Source organism: Coleofasciculus sp. H7-1, assembly GCF_057473865.1.
Genome location: NZ_JBYCCT010000077.1, coordinates 1 through 23,428 on the forward strand (window position 1 = coordinate 1; position 23,428 = coordinate 23,428).

The 23,428-nt window shown below is 46.4% G+C and carries 25 protein-coding genes and 1 pseudogene; 15 read left to right on the forward strand and 11 right to left on the reverse strand.

What is annotated here, in order from left to right:
* From AC2VDX_RS22375 to AC2VDX_RS22390, 4 genes and pseudogenes are all read right to left on the reverse strand, one after another.
* Nucleotides 1-1,277: pseudogene (locus tag AC2VDX_RS22375) on the reverse strand (ATP-binding protein); the annotation flags it as partial.
* Nucleotides 1,274-2,617: a Pvc16 family protein gene (locus tag AC2VDX_RS22380; protein WP_378176939.1), complete on the reverse strand. Its 1,344-nt coding sequence runs from the start codon at nucleotides 2,615-2,617 to the stop codon at nucleotides 1,274-1,276. The pseudogene AC2VDX_RS22375 and the gene AC2VDX_RS22380, both read right to left, overlap by 4 nt.
* A 99-nt stretch (nucleotides 2,618-2,716) precedes the next feature.
* Nucleotides 2,717-3,394, reverse strand: coding sequence for a response regulator (locus AC2VDX_RS22385; RefSeq protein ID WP_378176942.1), 678 nt, complete (start codon nucleotides 3,392-3,394; stop codon nucleotides 2,717-2,719).
* Between the two features lie 52 nt (nucleotides 3,395-3,446).
* A complete protein-coding gene (locus tag AC2VDX_RS22390; protein ID WP_378176945.1) occupies nucleotides 3,447-4,628 on the reverse strand; it encodes a sensor histidine kinase in 1,182 nt (393 codons plus the stop codon).
* Between the two features lie 239 nt (nucleotides 4,629-4,867).
* On the opposite strand from AC2VDX_RS22390, the gene AC2VDX_RS22395 reads away from it, so the two are divergent.
* From AC2VDX_RS22395 to AC2VDX_RS22430, 8 genes are all read left to right on the forward strand, one after another.
* Nucleotides 4,868-5,416 carry a Pvc16 family protein gene (locus AC2VDX_RS22395; RefSeq protein ID WP_378176948.1) on the forward strand — a complete coding sequence of 183 codons (549 nt, stop codon included), beginning with the start codon at nucleotides 4,868-4,870 and terminating at the stop codon, nucleotides 5,414-5,416.
* A gap of 99 nt (nucleotides 5,417-5,515) precedes the next feature.
* Nucleotides 5,516-7,234, forward strand: a complete 1,719-nt coding sequence (locus AC2VDX_RS22400) for a phage tail sheath family protein (RefSeq protein ID WP_378176951.1) — start codon at nucleotides 5,516-5,518, stop codon at nucleotides 7,232-7,234.
* An 83-nt stretch (nucleotides 7,235-7,317) separates the two neighbouring features.
* A complete protein-coding gene (locus AC2VDX_RS22405) occupies nucleotides 7,318-7,788 on the forward strand; it encodes a phage tail protein (protein WP_378176953.1) in 471 nt (156 codons plus the stop codon).
* 102 nt (nucleotides 7,789-7,890) lie between these two features.
* On the forward strand, nucleotides 7,891-8,391 hold the full coding sequence (locus AC2VDX_RS22410; protein WP_378176956.1) for a phage tail protein: 501 nt from the start codon (nucleotides 7,891-7,893) through the stop codon (nucleotides 8,389-8,391).
* Between the two features lie 115 nt (nucleotides 8,392-8,506).
* Nucleotides 8,507-9,013, forward strand: coding sequence for a phage tail protein (locus AC2VDX_RS22415; protein WP_378176959.1), 507 nt, complete (start codon nucleotides 8,507-8,509; stop codon nucleotides 9,011-9,013).
* Nucleotides 9,000-9,359 (forward strand): hypothetical protein, encoded by a 360-nt coding sequence (locus AC2VDX_RS22420; protein WP_378176962.1) that lies wholly within the window; start codon nucleotides 9,000-9,002, stop codon nucleotides 9,357-9,359. Before AC2VDX_RS22415 ends, AC2VDX_RS22420 begins: the two co-directional genes overlap by 14 nt.
* Before the next feature lie 8 nt (nucleotides 9,360-9,367).
* Nucleotides 9,368-9,745: a phage tail assembly protein gene (locus tag AC2VDX_RS22425; protein ID WP_378176965.1), complete on the forward strand. Its 378-nt coding sequence runs from the start codon at nucleotides 9,368-9,370 to the stop codon at nucleotides 9,743-9,745.
* A complete protein-coding gene (locus AC2VDX_RS22430) occupies nucleotides 9,739-9,888 on the forward strand; it encodes a DUF6760 family protein (RefSeq protein ID WP_378177207.1) in 150 nt (49 codons plus the stop codon). Before AC2VDX_RS22425 ends, AC2VDX_RS22430 begins: the two co-directional genes overlap by 7 nt.
* 52 nt (nucleotides 9,889-9,940) lie before the next feature.
* On the opposite strand, the gene AC2VDX_RS22435 is transcribed toward AC2VDX_RS22430, so the two are convergent.
* Nucleotides 9,941-10,750 (reverse strand): DUF928 domain-containing protein, encoded by an 810-nt coding sequence (locus AC2VDX_RS22435; RefSeq protein WP_378176968.1) that lies wholly within the window; start codon nucleotides 10,748-10,750, stop codon nucleotides 9,941-9,943.
* 548 nt (nucleotides 10,751-11,298) lie between these two features.
* Between AC2VDX_RS22435 and AC2VDX_RS22440 the strand changes: the two genes are divergently transcribed.
* The 3 genes from AC2VDX_RS22440 (at nucleotide 11,299) to AC2VDX_RS22450 (ending at nucleotide 14,961) form a co-directional block, all read left to right on the forward strand.
* Nucleotides 11,299-13,644, forward strand: coding sequence for a CHASE2 domain-containing protein (locus AC2VDX_RS22440; protein WP_378176971.1), 2,346 nt, complete (start codon nucleotides 11,299-11,301; stop codon nucleotides 13,642-13,644).
* 100 nt (nucleotides 13,645-13,744) lie between these two features.
* Nucleotides 13,745-14,071, forward strand: a complete 327-nt coding sequence (locus tag AC2VDX_RS22445; protein ID WP_378176974.1) for an ArsR family transcriptional regulator — start codon at nucleotides 13,745-13,747, stop codon at nucleotides 14,069-14,071.
* Nucleotides 14,072-14,199: 128 nt separating this feature from the next.
* Nucleotides 14,200-14,961 carry a MinD/ParA family ATP-binding protein gene (locus AC2VDX_RS22450; protein ID WP_378176977.1) on the forward strand — a complete coding sequence of 254 codons (762 nt, stop codon included), beginning with the start codon at nucleotides 14,200-14,202 and terminating at the stop codon, nucleotides 14,959-14,961.
* 123 nt (nucleotides 14,962-15,084) lie between these two features.
* Here AC2VDX_RS22450 and AC2VDX_RS22455 read toward each other — a convergent pair whose 3' ends face one another.
* The 3 genes from AC2VDX_RS22455 to AC2VDX_RS22465 all read right to left on the reverse strand — a co-directional run bounded on the left by AC2VDX_RS22455 (nucleotide 15,085) and on the right by AC2VDX_RS22465 (nucleotide 16,530).
* A complete protein-coding gene (locus AC2VDX_RS22455; protein WP_378176980.1) occupies nucleotides 15,085-15,303 on the reverse strand; it encodes a hypothetical protein in 219 nt (72 codons plus the stop codon).
* A gap of 431 nt (nucleotides 15,304-15,734) precedes the next feature.
* Nucleotides 15,735-15,923: a hypothetical protein gene (locus AC2VDX_RS22460; protein ID WP_378176983.1), complete on the reverse strand. Its 189-nt coding sequence runs from the start codon at nucleotides 15,921-15,923 to the stop codon at nucleotides 15,735-15,737.
* A gap of 307 nt (nucleotides 15,924-16,230) precedes the next feature.
* Complete coding sequence (locus AC2VDX_RS22465; protein WP_378176986.1) at nucleotides 16,231-16,530, reverse strand: hypothetical protein; 300 nt, start codon at nucleotides 16,528-16,530, stop codon at nucleotides 16,231-16,233.
* Between the two features lie 1,191 nt (nucleotides 16,531-17,721).
* Between AC2VDX_RS22465 and AC2VDX_RS22470 the strand changes: the two genes are divergently transcribed.
* Nucleotides 17,722-18,432: a ThiF family adenylyltransferase gene (locus AC2VDX_RS22470; protein WP_378176989.1), complete on the forward strand. Its 711-nt coding sequence runs from the start codon at nucleotides 17,722-17,724 to the stop codon at nucleotides 18,430-18,432.
* 28 nt (nucleotides 18,433-18,460) lie between these two features.
* Here the strand turns inward: AC2VDX_RS22470 and AC2VDX_RS22475 are convergent, their stop codons facing one another.
* Both AC2VDX_RS22475 and AC2VDX_RS22480 read right to left on the reverse strand, forming a co-directional pair.
* Complete coding sequence (locus tag AC2VDX_RS22475; protein ID WP_378176992.1) at nucleotides 18,461-18,889, reverse strand: type II toxin-antitoxin system VapC family toxin; 429 nt, start codon at nucleotides 18,887-18,889, stop codon at nucleotides 18,461-18,463.
* Nucleotides 18,886-19,101 carry a hypothetical protein gene (locus tag AC2VDX_RS22480; protein WP_378176995.1) on the reverse strand — a complete coding sequence of 72 codons (216 nt, stop codon included), beginning with the start codon at nucleotides 19,099-19,101 and terminating at the stop codon, nucleotides 18,886-18,888. Before AC2VDX_RS22480 ends, AC2VDX_RS22475 begins: the two co-directional genes overlap by 4 nt.
* A gap of 220 nt (nucleotides 19,102-19,321) precedes the next feature.
* Here AC2VDX_RS22480 and AC2VDX_RS22485 point away from each other — a divergent pair, with 220 nt between their 5' ends.
* The 3 genes from AC2VDX_RS22485 (at nucleotide 19,322) to AC2VDX_RS22495 (ending at nucleotide 22,904) form a co-directional block, all read left to right on the forward strand.
* Nucleotides 19,322-19,522, forward strand: coding sequence for a hypothetical protein (locus tag AC2VDX_RS22485; RefSeq protein WP_378176998.1), 201 nt, complete (start codon nucleotides 19,322-19,324; stop codon nucleotides 19,520-19,522).
* Nucleotides 19,523-19,680: 158 nt separating this feature from the next.
* The gene (locus AC2VDX_RS22490) at nucleotides 19,681-21,885 is read left to right on the forward strand and encodes an ATP-dependent helicase (protein ID WP_378177001.1); all 2,205 of its coding nucleotides are present in this window, start codon (nucleotides 19,681-19,683) and stop codon (nucleotides 21,883-21,885) included.
* An 11-nt stretch (nucleotides 21,886-21,896) separates the two neighbouring features.
* A complete protein-coding gene (locus tag AC2VDX_RS22495; RefSeq protein ID WP_378177004.1) occupies nucleotides 21,897-22,904 on the forward strand; it encodes a PD-(D/E)XK nuclease family protein in 1,008 nt (335 codons plus the stop codon).
* Between the two features lie 329 nt (nucleotides 22,905-23,233).
* Here the strand turns inward: AC2VDX_RS22495 and AC2VDX_RS22500 are convergent, their stop codons facing one another.
* Nucleotides 23,234-23,422 carry a hypothetical protein gene (locus tag AC2VDX_RS22500; RefSeq protein ID WP_378177009.1) on the reverse strand — a complete coding sequence of 63 codons (189 nt, stop codon included), beginning with the start codon at nucleotides 23,420-23,422 and terminating at the stop codon, nucleotides 23,234-23,236.
* Nucleotides 23,423-23,428 lie beyond the last annotated feature (6 nt).

Consider the following 23,428-nt stretch of genomic DNA (forward strand, 5'->3'; position numbering starts at 1 on the left):
AGGTGATCGAGAACGGGGTTGTCATCCTCGACGGCAACCGCATCGAGGCGATCGGCCCGGCCGCGAGCACGCCTGTGCCGGCCGGCGTCCCGGTCATGGACATGGCAGGCAAGACCATCATGCCCGGGGGGAGGATTGGGGGCTGAGGAGGGAGATTCTTTATTTTCCCCGGCTCCCCTACCTCTTGCCTCAGTACAAACAGCGTAAATGGAGGGGGCGCTAAGGCTGAAATGGGATACCAGCTTGTCTAGATGCCCATTCAAGCTTTCTGCTTCTTCACCCAAGGCATCTTGCCAAATAGCCCGTTGTTCGGGGGGGGTTGGCTTATGGACATCAATTGTAATGGAGGGACGCTGCCGCGATCGCCGTCTTTCCGGACTGATGACGATTAGCGGACTGGTGATTCCTTCAATCAACGTGGCAATGACATTTTCTCGCGCTGGATCGCTTGTCTCTACATCGTCACAGTCGAGTAACAGGACGCTCTCGCTTAAAATGGCTTCCCGATTCCATAGGCGCAGGATGTTGTTAAAATCGCTGGGACTGGTGGGAATTGCTTGGGCGGACATCGCATTCAAGTTGAGCTGTAAAAGAGCGCAAGTCGCAGATGCGATCGCTCGTTTGCTAGCAGTCTCATCTCCACATAGCTGCACTACAGGTAACGCCGAACCTTGTTGCGACGCCTGCAACCACGTTGCTGCCAGTTGTTCTGCCACCTGTCGGTGCGATGGTACCAAACTTTGAACTGATACGTACAATGGCTCGACAATGCCCATGAGCCGTTCATCTAGATGTTGTACGCCAGCGATGTAGTGCAATATTCGCTCGTCAATTCGCAGGGGACTGGAGGTGAGTGTATTGCCTGTCCCAACTTCAATCAGTTGCCAGCGACGCAAGGAGGCAGTGGGTGTCAGCGCATCCCAGTGGGAGGGAGATAGAATCGCCAGCGCTAAGCTCATTGTGGGATACTGCCGATCGTTGCCTTGAGCGATCGCGCACAAAGAAGGAAAGCTGGGGTCGAGTTCCATCCCCACGCATAACAGCAGTATATCCCGCTCAAAATCTGACAAACCGAACGTTTTGCACAGTTGTTCTAATGCTGCTGGAGGCGAAAAATTCCAGGTAAGAGGCGGAAAATCTTCTTCTTGTTCCTGGCTTTTTTCCTCCTTTCGCATCTTAGCGGCTTGACGTTCTAACGCCTGACGTACGCGAGCAACTTGTCCCATGAAGTAGCGCTGATTAGCTGCTTGCCAGTTATTAGTAGCCGTGGCGATCATACAATTGCTACCTTCGGGTCAATATACTGCTGGAAGCTTGGGCTGTCTTTGTCCGTATCTACGCTCAACATACTTTCCGCTCCGTCTACGTGTATCCGCACCAAATATTCACCTGGCTTCACATCTCGAATCGGAACTATCACGGAGGTTGTATCTGCTCGACGCGGTAAAGCATCAAACAGATAAGCGATCGCGTTATCAATTGACCGTCCGTTCAGCGCCACCACGACTCGCTGCTTGTTGCCGATAGTAAGATTCACTTGCAGCGTCAGGTTCGCCGAGCGCAGTTCATCGCCACTTCCCTGAATGTTGGCGATGCTTGCCTCTGTAATCGTTGGACGCAGTACAAACGGTACCACATTCGACTCGACACTGCGCTGGAGAGCGGGCTGGAGGCTTAATGTGGGGGTCTTGCCTCTGGATGTGGCACCGTTTGATCCGACTCCACCGTTCGCTACAGGTTGGCTTGGGCGGTCGATGTGATGAATCACCTGTAGACTTTGTACGCCTGCGCGTAGCGACTCGGTAGAGAAGGCACACAGTGGCAAGGCAATTTGGGTTTCGTGAACTTCTGAGGGCGTTGCTTCCACCTCACCAAGACGCACCCGCGTGATGTTGCTATTCAAATTTTTACCCCGAATCAGCAACGTGCTGTCTGCCAAGATTGGCTGAAACCTACCAGCTTGAGACACCACCTCATGAATCACCGGCTGATTAGAAAATGGCACCACACCGCTGAACCTGTACTCGCGCACGGGTAAGGCTTTCTGGGCTGCTTCTTCCCCTTCAATCATGACTACGGTCGCTCGGTAGGCAACTGACAGGGTGTATGGGGTTTGGAAGAATACCGACCAAACTTTAGATAAATCTTCTAAAGATAAATCCATTGGCACGAAGCTAATCTCTTCTAGCTGTTCGGAGAGGTTAGAGTCTGCCAAGTAGGTAAAGTTAGAATCAGCGATTGTGTCCCAAATCATTTCCTGGGTCAAAGTTGAGCGATCTTTGAGGGTACGAACGATGCTGCCTAAAAGTCGTTGCGGTTCTAACTCAACCTCATTGCCATAGAGACTGATCATGTAATGCAGATCGAGGGCATTGTGCGATCGCTTTGCCATTTCGCCCTTGCGATTGCGATTCCGCACATCAGCGCTGCTGCGCCACACGGGATTGAGACTCACTTGATACAGGTAGATGTTCACTCCCGTCTCTGGCGTGCCACTCCCCAAGTTACTAGGTCGCACCGTTGTCACTCTGGCACCATCCACATCTATTTGTACAACAGCCTGCAAAGTTCTTTGCAAAGCTGCGGTGACAGTGGCGATCGCTAAATAATTGCTCATAAAAAAAATTCAGCAATCAGCTTTTCGTTAAGCTGATTTGTTAGTTTCCACAGTTTAGCTTGATAAAGGTTTCACTTGATAATCACAAGATTCCGACAATTAAGCACTGACTAATCCCAGTTTTAAGGCTTTTACAATTGCTTGAGTGCGGCTGGTGACACTGAGTTTTTCAAAAATTGCTGTTAAGTGAGCTTTAACTGTCGCGACTGTGATGTAAAGGCGGCGGGCAATTTCTTCATTGGAAGATCCTTCAACCAACCAGTGTAAGACTTCTCGCTCTCGATCGGTTAGGTGAATGCTCCGACCGGAAATATGCGATCGCCCTGCATAAAATTGAAACAACCGAAAGAAGCAAGCTGCGACTTCTGGCGATAAATACACTTCATTTTTCATGACGGTGGTAATTGCTTCGCACAGTTGGGTTGCCACCCGATCTTTAAACACGTACCCGCAAGCACCCGCCTGCATCGCCCGAAACACCCATTCGTCTTGCCGGTGTGCTGAGAGAACTAACACTTTCCCCTTATAGGACATTTCTCCCAAACCGATCAAGGCTGTAATTCCATCGACCGGGGGCAATTCCATGTCCAGCAAAATCATCGCTGGCTTTTGCTCAGCGGTTAATTTTAACGCTTGCTCTACAGAAGCCGCCTCGCCGACAATCTCGAATTGCAAAGAGCCGTTATGACTCAAGAAGTCAAGTAGACTCCGTAACCCGGCTCGGAAGCGCGGTTCATCATCCACGAGCAGAATCGAAACTGGCGCTTGTGCGGACATTTTAGATAACCTCAATGCGACTGTTCGTTTTGGAGGGTGAGTAACTTGTTTATCATTCCCCCAGACCAACTGAAAATTGCGGTCTCGGTAGGGTAAATGAAAATTGTGCCCCACCAGAAGGCAAGTTTTCTACCCAGATGGTTCCTTGATGGTCGAGGATAATTTTTTTAGCGATCGCCAAACCCAACCCCGTACCGCCTGGACGCTTAGAATAAAAAGGTGTGAATACTTGTTTCAAGTCTTCTTCAGAAAGTCCGGAACCGAGATCGGAAACTTCCACGATCACTTCAGATTGAAAGACTTGCCAATTACAAGTAATAATTCCCCCAGGGGGACTAAAATGAACTGCATTACTCAACAGATTGTCAAATACCTGTTTCATCTGCCATCGATCCCCCGCCAGCGTAATCGGCTTCTCCGGATAGCGGACATACAGTTGTTTTTGTTCTAACCACGGTTGCAGTCCTTGGATACTTTCAGCCAATGTTTTCCGCAGCTCATAAGGTGCTACCTGTAGTTTTGCCTGCTGTCCGCAGTAAACCAAATCCGTTAAGTTTTCAATTAACTCATTCACAGTTTCACGAACAATCTCAGCCTGGTCTTGCAAGCCGCCGGATGGCAACCCCAAACATAAATTTTCCGCATAAAGACTAATCAGTGCCAAGGGATTTCGCAGTTGATGTTCTGTACGACCTAGCACTTGCTCAAGTAACTGAATCTCAGCTTTTTGACGGGAACACTCGCGAGACATCACCAGGTAATGACTCAGTAATTGAGCCTGTTTCTCTACGCCTTGTTGTTGCAGCCAAGAAAGGGGGGTTCTACTCCATAACAGCAAATACTCAGCTTCTTTGGCTTTCTGCTCACTTAGAGGGCAAACGTAGGTGTAGTAGCTACAAGCAGCGTCAGCAGATGCACTTTTAGCACTCTTGGTTACTTCGCTCAACTTCAGCACTGGCAGGGAATCTTCCCACCCCACCTCAGCAAAAAATTGGGGCAACTCCGCGTAATTTCCTTGGCGCTTGTCTGGATAATCAGCTACTAATTGACGCTTTTGTGTATCTGAATCTTGGTAGACAATCCAGGCTGCTACAACGGGTAGTTGTGCGGCTATCAGTTCGAGATGGAGCTGGCAAATACTCCTAAGATCCGGAGGGTACGGTGTACCTAGCGAACCGAGTGTGGAGGAAGGTGGATGCACCTGTACAGCAAACCGTTTTATTCCAACCTTCATCTGTAACTCCCCGGCATACAGGATATTTCAGCAATGTTGAATCGGATGTAGACACCACTGATTTTTTATTTTGCGAAACTTGTCATCTTCCGCAAGAAATAGATGACAAATCTAGCTTAGTCATGCATTTGAGTATTCAGTAGGATTACACACATTTTTTAAAGTTTCGACCAAAGTCTAATAAACACTCTGGGGTTGTCTTCCTAATCTAGACCTATACAGCCTAAACACCCAGTCTTATGATCCCTGCTGCTGCCCAGACTTTGGCAGAAATCCTGGCTGAGGGGACTTCCCTGCTCAGTACAGAGCAAATTGATTTCAACCACCCTGGTATGCGGCAGGATGTAAGACCAGCACTGAACCTGTTCTGCTACAACATCGGGGAAAACAGTCAGGTAGACCACAGGATTAACCAGGAAAAACCGCATCCACCCACTCTAGGGAAGTATTCCCCGTTATGGTTTGACATTTCGTTCCTAGTCAGTGCCTGGGATCGTACCGTCCTGGGCGAACAGCGTCTGCTGTCAGAAGCATTGATGCTGTTGTTACGTTACCGCTGGCTACCAGAAGAGTTGCTAGCTCCTTCACTACGGGGTTATGGCAACTTGTCAATGACCATTTCTGCCGTTGGGCTTATTGATGCCGTCGCTCTATGGCGGGCGCTGGGGGTTCCATTACGTCCAGCTTTATATGTAACCGTGACAGTTCCCTTAAACCGACTAGGACAAGGAGAACCAAACACACCTATAGAAGCAGTAGGAAATGGGGTAGTAGGTAGTAGGTCGTAACAATTACCTACTACTCTAGGGGCGACCCGCCGAGTCATCCCTACCGATTACCCATTACCAATTACCGATTACCCACCACTAATCAAGGAAGACTACGCTATGCCAATGGATTATTTTGCCCCTGGTGTCTACGTCGAAGAAGTAGACCGTGGCAGCCGCCCGATTGAAGGTGTAAGCATGAGTGTTGCTGGGTTTGTTGGCTTTACCGAGGATGTACGCGGTGATGCCGAACTGTTCAAACCCATGATGATCACCAATTGGAGCCAATTCCTAGAGTATTTTGCCAAACAAGGCTCCGATGGTTACACAGACTTCAACGCCTACCTCCCTTTTGCCATCAATGGCTGGTTCCTGAACGGAGGTGGACGCTGTTGGGTGACTAGCATTGGTACCAAACTCCCCGGTTCGGAACCACCGGCACCGGAGGAAACAGCCACAAAGCTTAGAAGCTCTGGAAATCGTCCCTCTTTGATGTTTGCTATTAAGCCATCCGAAGGCGAAGAGGATGGCAGCTCAGCTCTTGCCCTATCCGGTGGACGAGTCAATGTTTCGATCCTCCCCGATGCACCCAAAGCCCCTGAAGATCCAGAGGCAGAACCCCCACTCAACACAGGTGAATACTTTAAAGTCATCGTTAGTCGCGGTGGCGAGAAACTCGAAGAGTACAGCCACCTGACAATGAACCCGGAAGTCGAGGCTCAAGTGGGTACCTATGTCATCACTGCGCTCAATGAGGGCATAGGCGACCAGGAGGCATCTCAATTTTTGTCCGTCACTGATATGTCCACCAGCGGACAACCCCTGTCTCGGCGACCTGTCAACGGCACCTATGAAGTCAGCCCTCCACCCGTGATTTCTAGCCCAGAGCGCTTTCCACGGGATGTGAATGGGGTGCGCGATGACCGCACGGGCGTACAAGGGATTTTTGAGATTGACGAAGTTTCCATGATTGCCTGTCCCGATTTAATGCTGGCATACCAACGCGGTCTGCTGGATTTGGATCAGGTTCACGGCATCATGGAAATGATGGTTAGTATGTGCGAAAACAACGCTCCCAGCCCCAACTACCGCATGGTGGTTCTAGACCCGCCACCTTGCAAGGGAGGCGGCGATCCTGTACCCCCAGAGCAACAAAAGCCTCAGCACGTAGCTCAGTGGTTAAGTAACTTCAATCGTCGTTCCATGTTTGGGGCATTGTATTATCCCTGGATTAAAGTGGCGAACCCACGCAATGCCGGACGACCGATTCTGGTTCCCCCCTGCGGTCACATGATGGGGATTTGGTGCCGCACCGATGAGACTCGTGGCGTTTTTAAAGCACCCGCTAACGAAGTTCCTCGCGGTGTCCTAGGTCTAGCCTACGAAACTAACTTCCGCGAACAGGAGCTGTTGAACCCTGTAGGTATCAACTGTATCCGCAACTTCGCTAACTACAACCGAGGTTTCCAAGTTTGGGGCGCACGGACTCTGGTAGAACCCGCTAATGTGCAGTGGCGCTATATCAGCGTCCGCCGCCTGATTAGCTACATCGAGCGCTCGATTGAAATCGGTACTCAGTGGGTTGTGTTCGAGCCTAACGATCAAGATTTGTGGGCGCGAGTTTCCCGCACGGTCAGCAATTTCCTCGAACGGCTGTGGCGTGCGGGGGCGTTGTTTGGTGGTTCGCCTGGTGAATCCTTTTACGTCAAGTGCGATGCCAGCATCAATACCCACGAGACGATAATGCTGGGTCGTCTGTATGTCGAAATTGGGGTTTGCCCAGTCCGACCAGCAGAATTCGTCATCTTCCGCATCAGTCAGTGGTCTCCTAACCAGTAGGTTAGAGTCGTCAGCTCAGATATCAGCTCTTTAGCTGATATCTGAACTGATATTAAAAAAATTTGTAAGGGAGGTTTTGAACAATGGCTATTATTACCGTTGAGAATTTTGAATTAGAAATTAAGGGAGTAGGTGACGGTTTACAGTTCAAAAGTGTTGACCTACCCGCTTATAAGACTGAAGTTCAACATGGTGATGCCCTAATGTCTGGTGCCAAGGGATCTGTACGGCAGACTCTTACTAAGAAAAGGGAGGCAGCGGTTCAAATCACTTTAGTAACCCTAGCTAGTGGAGATGCAAAAAGCACTAGCTCGTTGATGCGAAAGTGGCTGCTACAGTGTATGCCAAAAGCCGAGGACGGTGGGGGCTTTCCTACGAGTGCCAGGATGGCGGAAGGCGTAATTAAATCTTATAACTCAGCCGGAGAAATGGTAGATTCGTGGAAGATGAGCGGAGTTTGGATTTGTAAATATCAAATCGGGAAACTCAGTTCAGACGGTGGGTTGCTTGAAGAAACCTTTACGATACAGGTTGACCAATTCGATCCAGCTTGATCTATCTAAGTCTGAGTGTTTGACACAATACTCTTAATTTGAATTGGTTTGCAATCTGCAAACGCCAAAGTCATTCCTTTGTAATTGATTGGAAGGTTATTTATGGCTGATGCCGTTGAGTTGCTCTCTAGTGATAACTTCGATGTAGCAATTGGTGACATCAAAGACATCATTATCAAAGAAGTCAGTGGGATGTCAGTAGATATGTCCCCAAAGGGTGCTGATAATGCCATCGGTTCTGGTCCGAAGGGAAAATCGCTGGTTCTTAGCGTTCCGAGTCAACCCAAGTATGGCGAGATAACGCTGGTTTTGGTGCCAGGAGCGCATCAGGGTGGAAATGACGATAAGCTGTGGGAGTGGTACAAGGATTGCGCCTCGAAAGCCAACCTTGGGGAAGCAGCAAAAGCGCGAAGCTTACGTAAAGAAATGACAATTAATGTCTATTACTCCGGTTCAGACGGGAAGGTGGGGTTAACGTACAGCTTCGTAGGGGTGCTTCCCAATAGTTTTGATGTTCCTAAGCGGGACGCAGGGAGTAGCGAACTGGAAACTTGGACGCTTAAGCTTAACTATGAGCGGATGAAGTTTACTGTATCTGCGTAGAAGGAATATACTCAATGTAAAACTGCTCTGGTGAGGTGAGATGCGATCGCACTCTTATTCACCAGTCACTTATTTATCAGATTGAAAGCGCATTGGTTGTAAGGCGGTATCAATTGTGACAGACTTTCCTGAAATTCTCACCACTTGTCGATTTTTCCTAGAACTAAAACTAAATGGCAGCAATGATGCAGTAGACGGCTACTTTATGGATTGTAGCGGTTTTAAGTCTATCCAGCAGGTGATAGAAATCTCTGAGGTGACACCTCAAAAGTGGGGAAAAGATGGAGAATCTAAGGGTCGAATTGTCACTACAAAAATTCCTGGTAATGTTAGTTACAGCAATATTACTCTGCGCCGGGGTCTGACTTGCTCAATGACGTTGTGGAACTGGATTCAAGCTGTGCAGGATGGAAATTGGGCTGAACAACGACGAGATGGTTCTTTGGTAATTTATAATCAAGCGGCGGAAGAACAGTTTAGATTTGAGTTTCAACGGGCGTGGCCTACTAGCTATAAAATTTCTGATGTGAATGCTGCTGGAGGTGAGCTGGAGATTGAAGAAATGGAAATAACCCTTGAACAGTTAAAACGGATTCAAGTAGCAAGGAATGATTCAAATTGAGTTTGAATTTACTTTACCTAAAGGATACCTTGATGCGGATGGCAATCTGCACCGCAAAGGTGTGATGCGTTTGTCGAGGGCGATGGATGAGATTGTCCCCTTGCGAGATCCGCGTGTTAAATCAAATCCTGCCTACGCTACAGTGATTATTTTGTCCCGCGTGATTGTCCGCTTGGGAGCGTTGGAGGAGGTGACACCTTCAGTTGTTGAAGGCTTTTTTGCTTGTGACTTGAATTATCTTCAGAAATTTTATCGTCAAATTAATGACCTAGAACAGGAAAATGCAGGATTTAAAGAAGCCACGAACCCATCTGCAAATCCTGCACTGGCTTCTGATTCTGAGTAAAGCGTCTCATGTCCAGCGATCGCATCCAAACAGAATTTGAATTTGTCCTCCCTAGAGGATTAGTCGATGCTCAAGGGGGCGTTCATCGCCAGGGGGTGATGCGTCTGGCAACGGCAAAAGATGAAATGTACGTTCAAAAAGACCGTGGCGTTCAGGATAATCCAGCTTATGGGGTCTTGGTGATGCTGTCGCGGGTGATTACTTGTATAGGTACTTTAACAGAGGTAACACCTGCGTTGTTGGAGGGTCTTTTCTCGCGGGATTTAGCATACTTGCGGGAGTTTTACAATCGCATTAACCAGGAGGGGGATGCTTACATTCCGGTTGAGTGTCCCAAGTGCAATAGTCAATTTCAGGTGGAGCTTTCTCTATCGGGGGAATTTTAGGCTACCCCTCGGACTTACTACGCCAAGAGGTAGCCTTGATTGCTTTTCACTTTCACTGGTCTTTAGAGGATATCCTCAATCTGGAACATAGCGATCGCCTATTTTGGGTGACACAAATTAGTCAGATGATGCAGCCAGAATGAAGAAGGGGCAAGAGTTATCCCCTTACCCCTCCTTCATCTGCAATGCTTTGTGTTACGGCGTTGGATTCTGGCTGATGTCTACCTTCACTAAGGGTTCTTCAGCAACTGTGCCGAGATTAACTGACTTTAACAAGTCTTTCCAATCGCTAACTAAGGTGGAATCTTTAGGATTGGCGTTACGTAAGTCAGCTAGAGATGCGACGGTGTCAAGCCACATACCAGCGTCTGCATAGATGGCTGGGCGATCGCGCGGTGCTGCTTTGTCTAGCGCATTCTTCAGCACTAAACTCGGTTGGACTCGTTGAATCCACCCTTCTACAACAATATCTGCCCCCCGATCTTCGGGGTCACAAATCACTGATAACGACCAATGGTATTTTTTGCCAATAACTAGCGGTGGTGCATCCTTTTGAGGAACGCTAATGCTAACAACACCTGCCTTGTTAGGAATCGGAAATTTTGTTTCGTATTTTACCTGCTGACCCGTTTCTCCATCAAATAGAGTAAACTCTGCTTCTTGTGCGGAAGTTTCAGGAAGAGCAACAAATAAGGTCGGGCGAGCGGATATAGTTAATCCTATATTCGTGCTTGGCAATAAAGCCATGAGCGTCTTTCCTGGTGCGGCGCAGCTGCTGCTACCACGCGATGCTCCGGGTTCTCTAGTTTTGGGTGCCCCAACCCTTCTTGGCAGCCTAAATCTTAGGCGACCTGCCACACGCATTTCTCTACGGTTCAGGCTGGGTTGTTGAATCGGTTGGCTTTTTGTTGTGGCGGTAGCTGGAAAGCTAGTAGCGATCGCACTAAGCCCCACCAACAAGGCTAAGGAAAGTGTTGTGAAATACACGGAAGACTTGTTCACCATAATCTTTTAGTTGTTGCAGTGGGTTTACCTGGCGAGCAGCGATCGGAGCGCATATAAGGGGAACGAACCACTTCCCAAAGGGGTCGCCTCCGTGAGGCATCGTGCTTTGTAAAATAAGCTCGACCGCGACCGTAGCGGTTGAAGATCAAAGACTCTTTTATCTTCAACAAAGTTTCCCACTTTTCCAGGCAAATCTCTAGAAATTAACTATTAATTTTGGCATATATATTCCCTCAGTGGTGATTTGAAAGCTCTGCTTTTTGCCTCTTACAAAATTTGATGTTATAACTACTATAAAATTATCTCTCAATTTGGCACTTTTTCTTTTCTTAATCAAAAATTTCATCTATTTATCCAGTTTCTTATCAAAAGCTTCATGAAGTTTTGTAATCGATTGAATGTTTGATTTTTGACGATTCGCGTTGCTGCTTAAACAATTTCCAAAGATACAAGGATGCGTACAAAATCTTAATCTTAAATTCCTCTGTTTAAGCTACACATTGAGCGAAAATTAAAACTCTAGCCCCTAGAGAGGAGGCGACAATTATATGGTTTCTCGGCTCAGTTCAAAGATTCGCTCCCTGCTATCAAACACAAACAACCTACGCACAGCTGCCTTAAGTTTTGGTGGACAAGTAGTTCTCACCAGTGTGGTGGCGACAAGCTTGGTAGTGGGAGCTAGGCAGCTGGGGATACTCCAGGGACAGGAGCTAGGTGCTTTTGACCAGCTGACTCGGATGCGTCCTGATGAAGGCTCAGATAACCGCCTGTTGCTGGTGGAAATCACTGAGGGAGATATCCAAACCGAGAAGGGGTGGCCTATCTCGGATGCCACAATTGCCAAAGCGTTGGAGAAATTAGAGCAGTATGAACCGAGAGCCATCGGGATAGATATTATTCGGGATGTTCCGGTCAAAGACGGGAATGCCAATTTATTGAAGATTCTCCAAGGAAGCGATCGCATCATTACGATCTGCCAACTCAGTGATGGTAAAGAGGCAGGATTTCCACCACCGCCTGGAATCTCACCAGACCAGGTGGGATTTGCTGATTTCGTCAAAGAACCTGATGGATGGGTTCGCCGCAGTCTCTTAGTTGCAAATCCTCCAGTCCCGAAAGCTCCCTTAGAAAACCCACATCTTTGTAGCAATCCCGAAGAGCAACTCACCTCCTTGGATTTGACCCTAGCACTCATGTACCTGCAAGCTGAGGGAATCGAAGCAGAACCTTCAGATGATGGAAACCTGAAGATCGGTTCCACTGTATTCAAAAGCCCCGACCCGAATGCTGGCGGATACCGGAACGCCGACACAGAAGGTTTGCAGATGCTGATTAACTACCGTTCGGCAAATCTACCTGCCCAAAAGATAACGCTCACAGATGTACTTAAGGGCAAGATCGCTCCGGCTTTAGTCAAAGATCGGGTTGTTTTGGTTGGCTACACCGCAGTCAGCGTGAATGACGACTTCAACACGCCCTACAGTGCTGCTCAACAAGGCACTCAGAAAATGCCCGGAGTGGTCATTCATGCTCAGGTTGTGAGTCAAATCCTCAGTGCAGTTCTGGATAAACGACCGCTATTTTGGTACTGGAATGAGTGGGGGGAAATTGGATGGATTTGGGTCTGGTCGTTGGTGGGAGGCTTAGTAGCATGGCGGATTCGGCGTCCCTGGCTCTTGGTGATTGCAGGAGGAAGCGCGATCGCCCTCTTGTTTGGAACTTGCTATGTCTTGTTTCTCCAAGCGGGATGGATACCCCTAGTGCCGCCAGCATTGGCACTGGTGGCAACGGCAGTCGGCGTCGTTTTGGTAGATAGAGGATACGCCAAAGCCATCTATCAGGGCGTCAAAGGGTTTTTAAAAATCGATATTGAGATTGACCACGAAAAGAAAGAACGCCAAGTAGCGGAAATTACAGAAAGTGACTACTTCCAAGAGTTGCAGGAAAAGGCGAAAAATCTCAGGAGTCGAGAAAGCAATCCTTCTGAGAAAACAGCTTCTAAATTAAACGCCGCGATGTCAGAAGCTGCTGAAACAACGGCAGAAACCGACTACTTACAGCAGTTGCAGCAAAAGGGGAAAAAGTTAAGAAATCGACCCAATGATGGGCAAGCAGAAGCTGCCACTGAGTCAACCGTTGAAATACCAGAAGCTGCTGAAACAACGGCAGAAACCGACTACTTACAGCAGTTGCAGCAAAAGGGGAAGAAGCTGAGGAATCGACCCAATGATGGGCAAGCAGAAGCTACCACTGAGTCAACCGTTGAAATACCAGAAGCTGCTGAAACAACGGCAGAAACCGACTACTTACAGCAGTTACAGCAAAAGGGAAAAAAGTTAAGAAATCGACCCAATAATAGGCAAGCAGAAGTTACCACTGAGTCAACCGTTGAAATACCAGAAGCTACACAGGCAAGCCAAGTCACTTCTCCTACCGAAGAATTAAGCAATCGGCACGACGGACATGGAGAAGCCGCAATTGAGTCAAATACCTCAACCCCAGAAGTCATCCAGCCAAGCCAAGAAGCTGAAGACACCGAAGAACTCGATTACTTCCAGCAGTTGCAGCAACGGGCAAACTTGAGAAATTGGCAGGAAGATAGGCAAACACAAGCTGCTACCGAGTTAAATGCCTCAATACCAGAAGTCGCACAAGCAAGCCAAGAAACTGAACTCAGCGAAGAACTCGACTACTTCCAGGAGTTGCAGCAACGAGCAAACTTGAGAAATTCGAGCAGCGACGGGCACGCCGAAACCGCTACCGAGTCAAATTCCTCAACAATAGAAGTTCTAGAGACTAGCCAGGAAGCTGAACTCAGCGAAGAACTCGATTACTTCCAGCAGTTGCAGCAACGGGCAAAAACAGTGAGGAATGCAGAGACTGAATCTACCTAATGGCGGGATGGCGGTGAGATAAAGTGCCATTAGAGGACATCTACCGATACATCGAAGGCTCGCTATTCACATCATTAGCTGAAGGGCAAGGAAGGAAAAGATGAATCAGGATCGAATCGATCAATCACCCGCCGATTCCAGCGGAAAACAGACTGATGTTGGTCTGAATATGCTTGATATTATGAGTTTGCCCGATGACCTGCGGAAACTCGTCAACTGGATGATGCGTCAGAAAAACGTGACCTTGGAGGAAGTGGCAGCTCACACCGGCGAGGGTGAGGAAGTTGTCCGCACCCAGTTGGAAACTCTGGTAACTCAAGGCTTCGTGCAAGAACTAGAAGAGGGAGAAACACGCCGCTACCGACCCCGCCTTGCCCCCAAACAGCGAAGCAAGCTATCTACAAATATCTGGCAGAACCTGGAGTGAGGAAAAACCGAAATAAGCCTCTATCAAGCTGTGGGAATCACCCACAGAAATGCAACGCGCCCTTGAGTGGGCTTTCTCGATTGTTTTCTGTTAAGGATTAAAAATCCTTTCACACATTGAGGTAAACCATGTCAAAAATTGTGTCCATCCACTCATTCCGGGGTGGCACCGGCAAATCGAATTCGACGGCTAATCTGGCAGCTTTAGTCGCTCGCTTTGGGTATCGCGTTGGTATCGTTGACACCGATATTCAATCGCCAGGAATTCATGTGCTTTTCGGTTTCGATGAGCAGAAGATGGAACACTCTCTCAATGACTACCTGTGGGGTCGCTGTTTAATTGAAGAAGCTGCCTACGATGTCACTTCAGTTTTAAGAAAGACTGGCGTTAAAGGCAGCAGCATTCATCTGATTCCTTCTAGTATCAAAGCTGGGGATATTACTAGAGTGCTGCGCGAGGGATTCGATTTTGGTCTCCTCAATGACGGTTTCCAAGATATAATTGAAACCCTGAATCTGGATTATTTGTTTATTGACACCCACCCAGGTCTTAACGAAGAAACTCTGCTTTCTATTACTATCTCTGATATCTTGGTGCTAATTTTGCGTCCAGACCGGCAAGACTTTCAGGGGACTGCCGTGACGGTGGAGGTGGCTCGCAAGTTGCAGGTGCCTAAGATGTTGCTGCTAGTAAATAAGGCGCTACCCGTTTTGGATTTTGATGCTTTGAAGCAACAGGTAGAAAAAACCTACAATGCTCCGGTGGCTGGAATTTTGCCGCTTTCGGAAGAGATGATTCAAATGGCAAGCAGCGATCTCTTTTGCCTGCGGTTTCCAGATCATCCCTTGAGCAAGGTGATGGAAAAGGTTGCCAAGATGATTATGGCTTAAGGGGTAATTGTCAGTGCAATCGAAAAAACAACTGCTTTGTAGGGACGGGTTTAATAAGATACTGGTGAGTAGCCAAGCATATCTATAAACCTGCCTCTATATTATGGACTTTTGTCAATTGGATTAATTGCCCGTAACCATGTGCCAAATAGTTTGGGGAAGTTGGGTTATCTGCTGCCAAATGTCTTCGGGGCCAATGCCAAAGAAGAGTTGTAAAATGAGAACAACTGCCGCAATTAAAATGGCTGTGCCGATGCTGGCTTTCACCACCTTAATTAGTAAGGCGAAGACTAACCAGGATACGATGAGTGCGGCAATTAGAATGATTAAGTCTACTGGCATGGACGTTGCTCTCAAAGGTATTGATCGGGCTGGGGAATTTTGACAAGGTAACAGAATCTTTGCTGGCTCGAAAATACAGATATATTTTTCGTGAAATCGTCTTTACGGACTTCATTTATCTCGATCCAAGCTTTAGTCTGTGGGAAACTTGCTTTTAATTCCCGCTCGCCTGTCTAATTTTCCCCGAAACAGCGATACTTTTACCTTAATTTACTCTCTACCGGGCATATAAAGCAGACGCCATTGCCCTTTCACTTTGCCAAAGACGGCTTGATATTCCAGGGGAGAATAAGCAAAGCGATTGGAAATCAGGACTTACGCAAATAGCACCACATCTGAGGGCAACCACAGGGGGATTGCCCCTACAAAACGCTATATGTATAAGCTTTGCGTAAGTCCTGAAATGTAGCCTGGTTTTCCATTTGGCAAAATCACCGCAGTCCACCCGTTGAGGGAACTGTAATCTTCGCCTTTTTGCGCCCGTTCTCTGGCGCGTTGTTCCTCGATTTGACGATTGACTTTGATGACTTCGTTAACTCTGCATCGCGCTTTAGCACTGCTTCCCGCAACTGTTGCCGAAATTGAGCGAAGTCACTTGCTGGGTTCACTTCGTCTACCAAAACGATGAGTTGATGGGGAAAGTCATCAAGCTTTGGCTATATTGCCACATCTGGTTGAGTGGTTGTCTGTTGCGTTGTGGCTTCAACTTCATCGTTGTTGGTTTGAACGGTGGAAGCGATCGCTGTTGCTTCTGAGGTCGAAGTCGATTCTGGTATACTTTTCTTCCTAACTAATGCCGATAACGTCTTCTAGTTACCTACAATTAAGACGCTGAAATTCCAGGCAAAGTTGTTAAATTTTTGTTTATAAATACATAAATATGCCGGGAGGCTGATGATGTTTAGCGCTCCCAGCTAACGTTGTATTTTATTTCTCTTCTACATACATTGGAGGCTCAATCGCAAAATTGTTCAGCTGCCCCGCTTCATCAAGGATGTAGCCCTCGGTTGTATCTAAACCAGTTCCCTCTTCTTGTTCTCTGGCTGCCTCAACTTGGTGTTTGTTCAGCTCTTTATCCACATTAGATGGAATCACCGCATCTGGTGCATTCACGCCCAATACTGATTGTGATAATTGAACTCCATAGTGGTTGTTTCCTGGTGCCCCTCTTCCCGGTTCAGCTTCTCTAGGATCTTCTGGCAAAACTGGATTTTGTTCGTCGCTCATGAATTTTTTCTCCGATGTTATTTTAAGTTGATCGTAGTCTGTTTATTACGATGTTTCTGTTTATGAAGATAGCTTAGTTAGTATCGCTTTTTACTCTTTCGCGGGTATTAAATTGCTAAACGCCAAGGTAGAGATCGCAGCGGGATTGTTTGATAGCCAGAAGCTAGGCTTGAGGTTGGATAGGCGGGATTTGCTCTGACACAGACAAGACGCGATCGCATTTAACTCTTCCCAGCACCTTGGTAATTAGATGGCGATCGCCGCCGGAACCAAGCTTAATCTTTTACAATAAAATAAATTTACAAATCTACCTTAGTGCTGATATATAGGTAAGCACAATGGAAATGGTTGACAAACCTGATTTTTCTAAGTGTACAGTGCCACATTATTTGTCCGCGATAACAGATTGTTGTCCGCATTGCCAAATTAAATGACCTTTTAATGGATTGTGTCTTTAGACTGGGGTTGACAGATTAATTGTTATTGGATTTTTGTTAAAGCTAATGTACCTATTTAAGTACGATCGCAGCACTCCTTTCAACATCGAGCAGAAAAAGTCGTTTTCACTCCAGACAAGCGCAAAATCATCGACGATTGGAAAAAAGGTGTTCCTGTAGATGGTACTCGCATCGAACGCAAACTTAGAGTTGAATACGGAATAGTAGCTGCTAACTTGACATCTGCAAGTGAGGCAATTTCCAATCGCGCTATTGCTCAAACAACTATAACTCCAAGCGATCGCCCAAATCCAGATTCTAAAGAAAAGGTACAGACGAAAAGTACTGATTCTGCTAAGAAAGTTAAAATTCGTGCTAGTTAACGGCTTTTTTTTAACCAAATCAGATAGCTCTCTTTCCACTGTTTTTTTAAAGAGCTATCTGAACTATTTTTGCTAAAGAATTTGATTTTCTAAAGTTAATCAATAAACAATGAAAACTAAAATTAATTATAAAATTGAACTGTCAAGCGTTGCCGAAATTAGCTACCGAATTATTGGAGGGAGGCTAGTACTTTTTCTTCAATGTTTAATTAACTATGATTATATTGAAGCTTCGCCTCTAATCATTAAACAGACTGATTCGATCGACTATTGGTTAATTGGGGCGGGAGGAACTGGTTCTTGGCTGTCCTATCATATTGCGCGACTGGCACGCAGTTTAAGTAAGCCAGGGAAAAAGGTTAGGTTGGCGTTTGCGAAGCTTGCGCGTCAGCGCGATCGCAGATCCCGATATAGTTGAAGAAGCCAATATCAGCAGGCAGGCTTTCTGCGACAAGGAAATCGGATTGCCCAAAGCGCAGGCTCTAGCGTTGCGATACTCGATAGCTTGGGGAGTGGACACGACGGCTTTCGTGCAAGAATTTGACCCCAAGTTGATTCACTACGCCTACGACAAGCTGACAATCCTTGTAGGGTGCGTGGATAGGGCAGCCGGGAGAGCGGCTATTAACCAGGTTCTTGTGTTGAACCAATGTGATAGTCGCTCTGAAATCCCCCGCGTGTGGTATCTGGATTGTGGGAATCATGCAGCAGCGGGACAAATCTTGCTGGGCAGTTGTTTGGAAACTGACCCGGAGTTCTATAATTTTGGGGGGCTGGGATGTGCGAGGTTGCCATCTCCGATGCTGCAAGCTCCTGACCTTTTGAAACCAAAACCAGAAGAATTGACAAATAACCTATCTTGTGCTGAGATGGCAGTGCTGAACTTGCAGAGCGAGAGCGTGAATGTTCGGGTGGCGGCTGAGGCGGCGGATTACCTGTACCGGATGGCTGCGGGGAATCTTAAGCGGTTTGCTACCTATTTTGATTTGGAGAGTGGGATGGCGCGATCGCTTTATATCACGCAGCAGTCGGTGTGTGTGGTAGTAAAAGCGATCGCAAGTGAAGCAATAACACCATGCTAACCTTACTCCAAAAGATATTCTTGATGCCTCAAATTGTCCAATCTTCGATTGCCAACCCTGCCACTTTCCCGAAATCTCGATGATTGCGGGTTAACAGAATCAATTCATGGGACAGTGCAATTGCTGCGATTCTTGCATCCATCTTTGCCAGTTGAATTCGTCGGGACTTTAATTGCTCAAATGTTGTAGCTGCACCCGCATCGAATGAGAGGATGGGCAATACTTTAAAGTCATTAACGAGTCGCGCCATCATCTCATATCCTTTCACTACGTCCTTGAGGGTGCGATCGCGATTAATATAGGCATGACAGCCAAGCATTTGTTCATGAAAGGTGACAATTGATACGGCAAAATCTGATAGCGGGTATTGAGCCATCCGTGTCGAAAGGTTGCTGTAATCCTTCCCAGTTTGACGCTGAAGAATACTCAGATGGTCTGTATCCAATAGATATTTCATAGCTCGTCTTGCGATTCCAGTACAGACTCATCACCTTTGCGAATCGCTCGTCCGTAAGCCAGTACCTCCTCAAAGGCAGGTTCATCTTTGAAAGACCCTGTAATTTGTTGTAGCCAATTTGTCGATTGAGGATTTGCAACTTGTTTCTGCAATTCGGTAATTGCTGTTTCTACTGCTGCCATCCGTTCTTCTAAAGAGGTGTTGGTTGCCATTGGAGTTTACTCCTATTGTTATGACAGATTGTAACGTCGAAGCGAGCGATCGCATCTCTGGATAGGTGAAGTGCGATCGCGTAGTGTTGTGTCAGTAGTATCGCGTTAGCATAGCGTACCGTAGGCGATCGCAGATCCCGATATAGTTGAAGAAGCCAATATCAGCAGGCAGGCTTTCTGCGACAAGGAGATCGGATTGCCCAAGGCGCAGGCTCTAGCATTGAGATTGACAAATAACCTATCTTGTGCTGAGATGGCAGTGCTGAACGTGCAGAGCGATCGCGTGAATGTTCGGGTGGCGGCTGAGGCGGCGGATAATCTTAAGCGGTTTGCGACCTATTTTGATTTGGAAAGTGGGACGGCGCGATCGGTTTACATTACCCAGCAATCGGTGTGGGCGGCACTGAAATCCAAAGCTTGAGTTCAGTATGCGTCACCAGCCCCACCCAAATGATGGCTTAATGGAAAATTTTCTATTGGGCAGGATGCTATACTGAGCCAAAATCTGATACTTTATCCTTTTTACTCGATCCTGCAAACGGTACGTAAGTTTTTAGGTGAAATTAAATATTTTTTACAATGATTGACCTAAGTACCTTTCATACCTGTCTTGCCCAACAGACTGCTCGTGGCTATGAGCTAGATGACAAACAGAAGGAAGCAGTAGAGTATGACGGAGGTGCTTTGTGGCTTCTCGCAGGCCCAGGTTCAGGTAAAAGCGAGGTACTGGTTACACGCACTCTAAAACTACTCTGTGTAGATGGTGTTAAACCACGCTCCATTATCCTAACCACCTTTACAACGAAGGCAGCACGTAACCTTGAAGATCGCTTAGCTACCTACTGGGCCGCACTACAAAACACCGATCATACTCTTAAATCGGTAGACTTATCTGATATAAGAATAGGAACATTGCATAGTCTATGCAATGATATACTCCAAGAATATCGTTACCCAACATATCAAAACGTTCGTCTTCTTGACCAGGTAGAGCAGGATTTGTTCGTCTACCGTTATGCCTCAATTACAGAGCATCAAGATACAAGCTTCTGGATACCTTTTGCTCATGCAGTCCCTGATTGGCGAACTCAAAATTACCCTCCTAATAAATGGAAGCGAGCCAAGGCCGCAGTTACACTCTTCAACCATATTGTAGAAGATTACGTTGATGTCCAAAAAATGATTCTGGCTGGGGGACACTGGGCAACGCTAGCAGAATTCTATCAGCAATATACTGAAGGTCTAGAGAAAAACTACCGCTGTGACTTTGCTCATCTTCAAGCTTGTTTTTTGGAATTCTTAACCTCTCCATCTAGTAAACGCTTTTTAGAGGGAGATGGTCAAAACCAGTCACCGTTGACGCACGTATTGGTTGACGAATACCAAGACACTAATCCAATCCAAGAGCGCATTTACCTTGCCCTTGCCAACAAAACCCCACATAGCATTACAGTAGTGGGTGACGACGATCAAGCTTTATATCGTTTCCGAGGAGGAAACGTATCTTGCATGGTGAATTTTGACAAGGCTTGTATGGCAGAATTAGGTGAATCTCCTCAAAAAATTCAGCTAGATCAAAACTATCGTTCTCACAGCAGTATCGTTGAATTTTTCAACAGTTATATCACTTCTTTTCCAGAAATGATAGCACCAGGGGTACGCGCCCCTGGTAAAAATCCTGTTACGGCAGCCTCTACAATTTCTGGATCATATCCTGCTGTTTCTTGGATCACTCGGAAAAAAGTAGCAGATTTACCAAATGCTGTTGTCGATTTAGTTAAAAATCACTTAATCGCCGACGGAATTATCTCTGATTATAGTCAATGCGTTTTATTGCTACGTAGTGCGAAGGACTCGCCACGCAATGCTGGCCCTTTTATTGCTGCGTTTCAACAACATAATATTCCGGTTTATAATCCCCGCTCAAAATCTTTCATGGAAAGTGAAGAAATCCAGTGCTTGCTGGCAGCAATGGTACAAGTAATTGACAAAAATCATACTTTTTATTCTTCTTACAAAGATCCAATTGGGCGACCTTTATCATGGGTTGGAACGGTCCAGGGATGGATTGACACTCTCAATACTATTAGAGGTAATCCGAATCTTTTAACTAAGGGACTGGACGACTATTTAATCCATAGTAATGCCGAATTGCCGAAACTATGTGCTGAAAATAAGGGCAACTTTCTCAATCTTAACCTTTTAGAAATCATATATCATATTCTGGCACTAGAACCATTTCGGACATGGCAAAAAGATCCTGTAAGAAACTTACGCCTTTCCAAACTAAGCCGTCTTTTCGATGGCTATCACAGTTTTAAGTTAGACGGGTTGCGGGCGAATAAAGAAGGCGATTTAGATCCCACTTTTCTAAATCGGTTTTACACAATGTTTGTCAGCTATATTATCGAAGCTGGAATTAATGATGACGAAGATGAAGAGGTGATAGTTCCCCAAGGATATCTACCAATTATGACTATTCACCAAGCAAAAGGCTTAGAGTTTCCCTTCGTTTTTGTCGCACAACTGGGTCAAAGCGGAGATGTGGGAGCAGCACACATCCTTGAACAAGATTTAGAACCATTTCGGGAGGAGCTTTATCCTAGAAATACACGCAGTCCAGAACTCTTGGTTGTCGAAGATGACATCCGTTTGCTTTATGTAGCTTACTCTCGTGCCCAGTATGGCCTGATCTTAGTTGGTACGGAAGAACACATTAAAAATCATGTAGCCGCACCAGGACGTAACCATGTTGAATTTCGTCGCAATACACTTGTAATTTAAAGAGAGCATTTATGACCAAACCATTCCAAGGAATTTCAATACCTTTGCCCAATAGTACATTAGTGAAACGACGATATAGTGTCACTCAAGATGTTGTTTCTTTTCGACATTGTGCTCGTCAGTATGGAGTTTTTAACGTTTATAAATATGCCCCTGCTCATCAAACACAGATTTACTTTGGTACGGTACTTCATCAAGTTTTAGATCGCTGTCATGCCCATTTTCATGGCAGAGTCGATCCATCGACTAAGGACTCACTACCTGATAAGGGTTATCTTCTCAGTAAAGAGGAGATTCGCGAATACTTTGGGGAGCTAAAAAGCGCACAAAAAGCTGTCACAACACTGCCGCCACCTCCTAGCGATATTGTGAGGTATTTTATTCAAGTTGAAAATGGCTTGAACAGTCAAGGAATTCTAGCTATTAGGTCAGATACTAGAGTTCAAGCCGTAAATATTCTTCAATATTTCAATGCACTGGAAGGCCCGACGCTTTATCCACGAGTTAAAGACACAGAACATAGATTACAAGCAAATCAGACTAATCACATTTTGCATGGGGTTGTCGATTTGTTAGTAGATTCAACCGATGAAATGGTAGATCCAGCTAACTGCGAAATGTGGGATTATAAAGGCAGCACTCGTGTTGGTTTAAATCCTAAAGACTTGCAGACGTATGAGTTTCAAATGCGGGTTTATGCCTATCTTTATCAACGAAAGCACGGTGTCCTGCCAAAGAAAGCTGTTTTATATTTTCTTAACGAGCTTGATGGCCCGACTTGCCCAACAAAACGCCCAGTTAACGCTCTTTTAGAAGTTAGTATTGAGCCTGATGAAATTCAGGTAGCAATAGATGAGTTCACTAAAACGGTGGGTCAGATTGAACAATCTCGTTTAACTAACGCATGGGAACCTGCTGCTCCAGGTGAGATTAGCGAACAAGATTGTAAAACTTGTGACTGTCGCTGGGATTGTAAAACTCCCAACAGTGGCAAGGGTGTCAAACCGATCTATCCATAAATTAGTTAAATGGTTAGACTTAAAGGGCAGCTACCGCTACCCATCGAAACATGTACCCAATGGAGTAAATCTGTATCCTCCACAGCTATAACTTCAAATTGGCAATAAAAATTAACATCTAAACAATCAAACTTAGACGACCAAATTCTGAAAAATACCTATACCTTATCAATATAAGTAGGGTCAGCTTGAATTCGCTCATCAAAGTCCATATTTTCCCATTCTGTAATAACCCTCGCCGGCCTGTCCATTAAATCCGCAGGAGTGCTACTGGGACGCACGAATGGGTATTTATCCTCATCATCCGGCGCGAATGCGCTACGCGCAGGCTACGCCAACGCCAACTCCACCAGCCCGATATCCTCATCTTCAAACAGATCCGGACTAGCGATCGCATCAACCTTTAGTTCCATTTCAATCACCTCAAAAACACTTCCCACGGTCAACACTTGACCGAGTTTCAACCTGTTAACGCTTAAATAGTCCTGCCATACCTTTTCAACAATTCCTACTCTCACACTTCA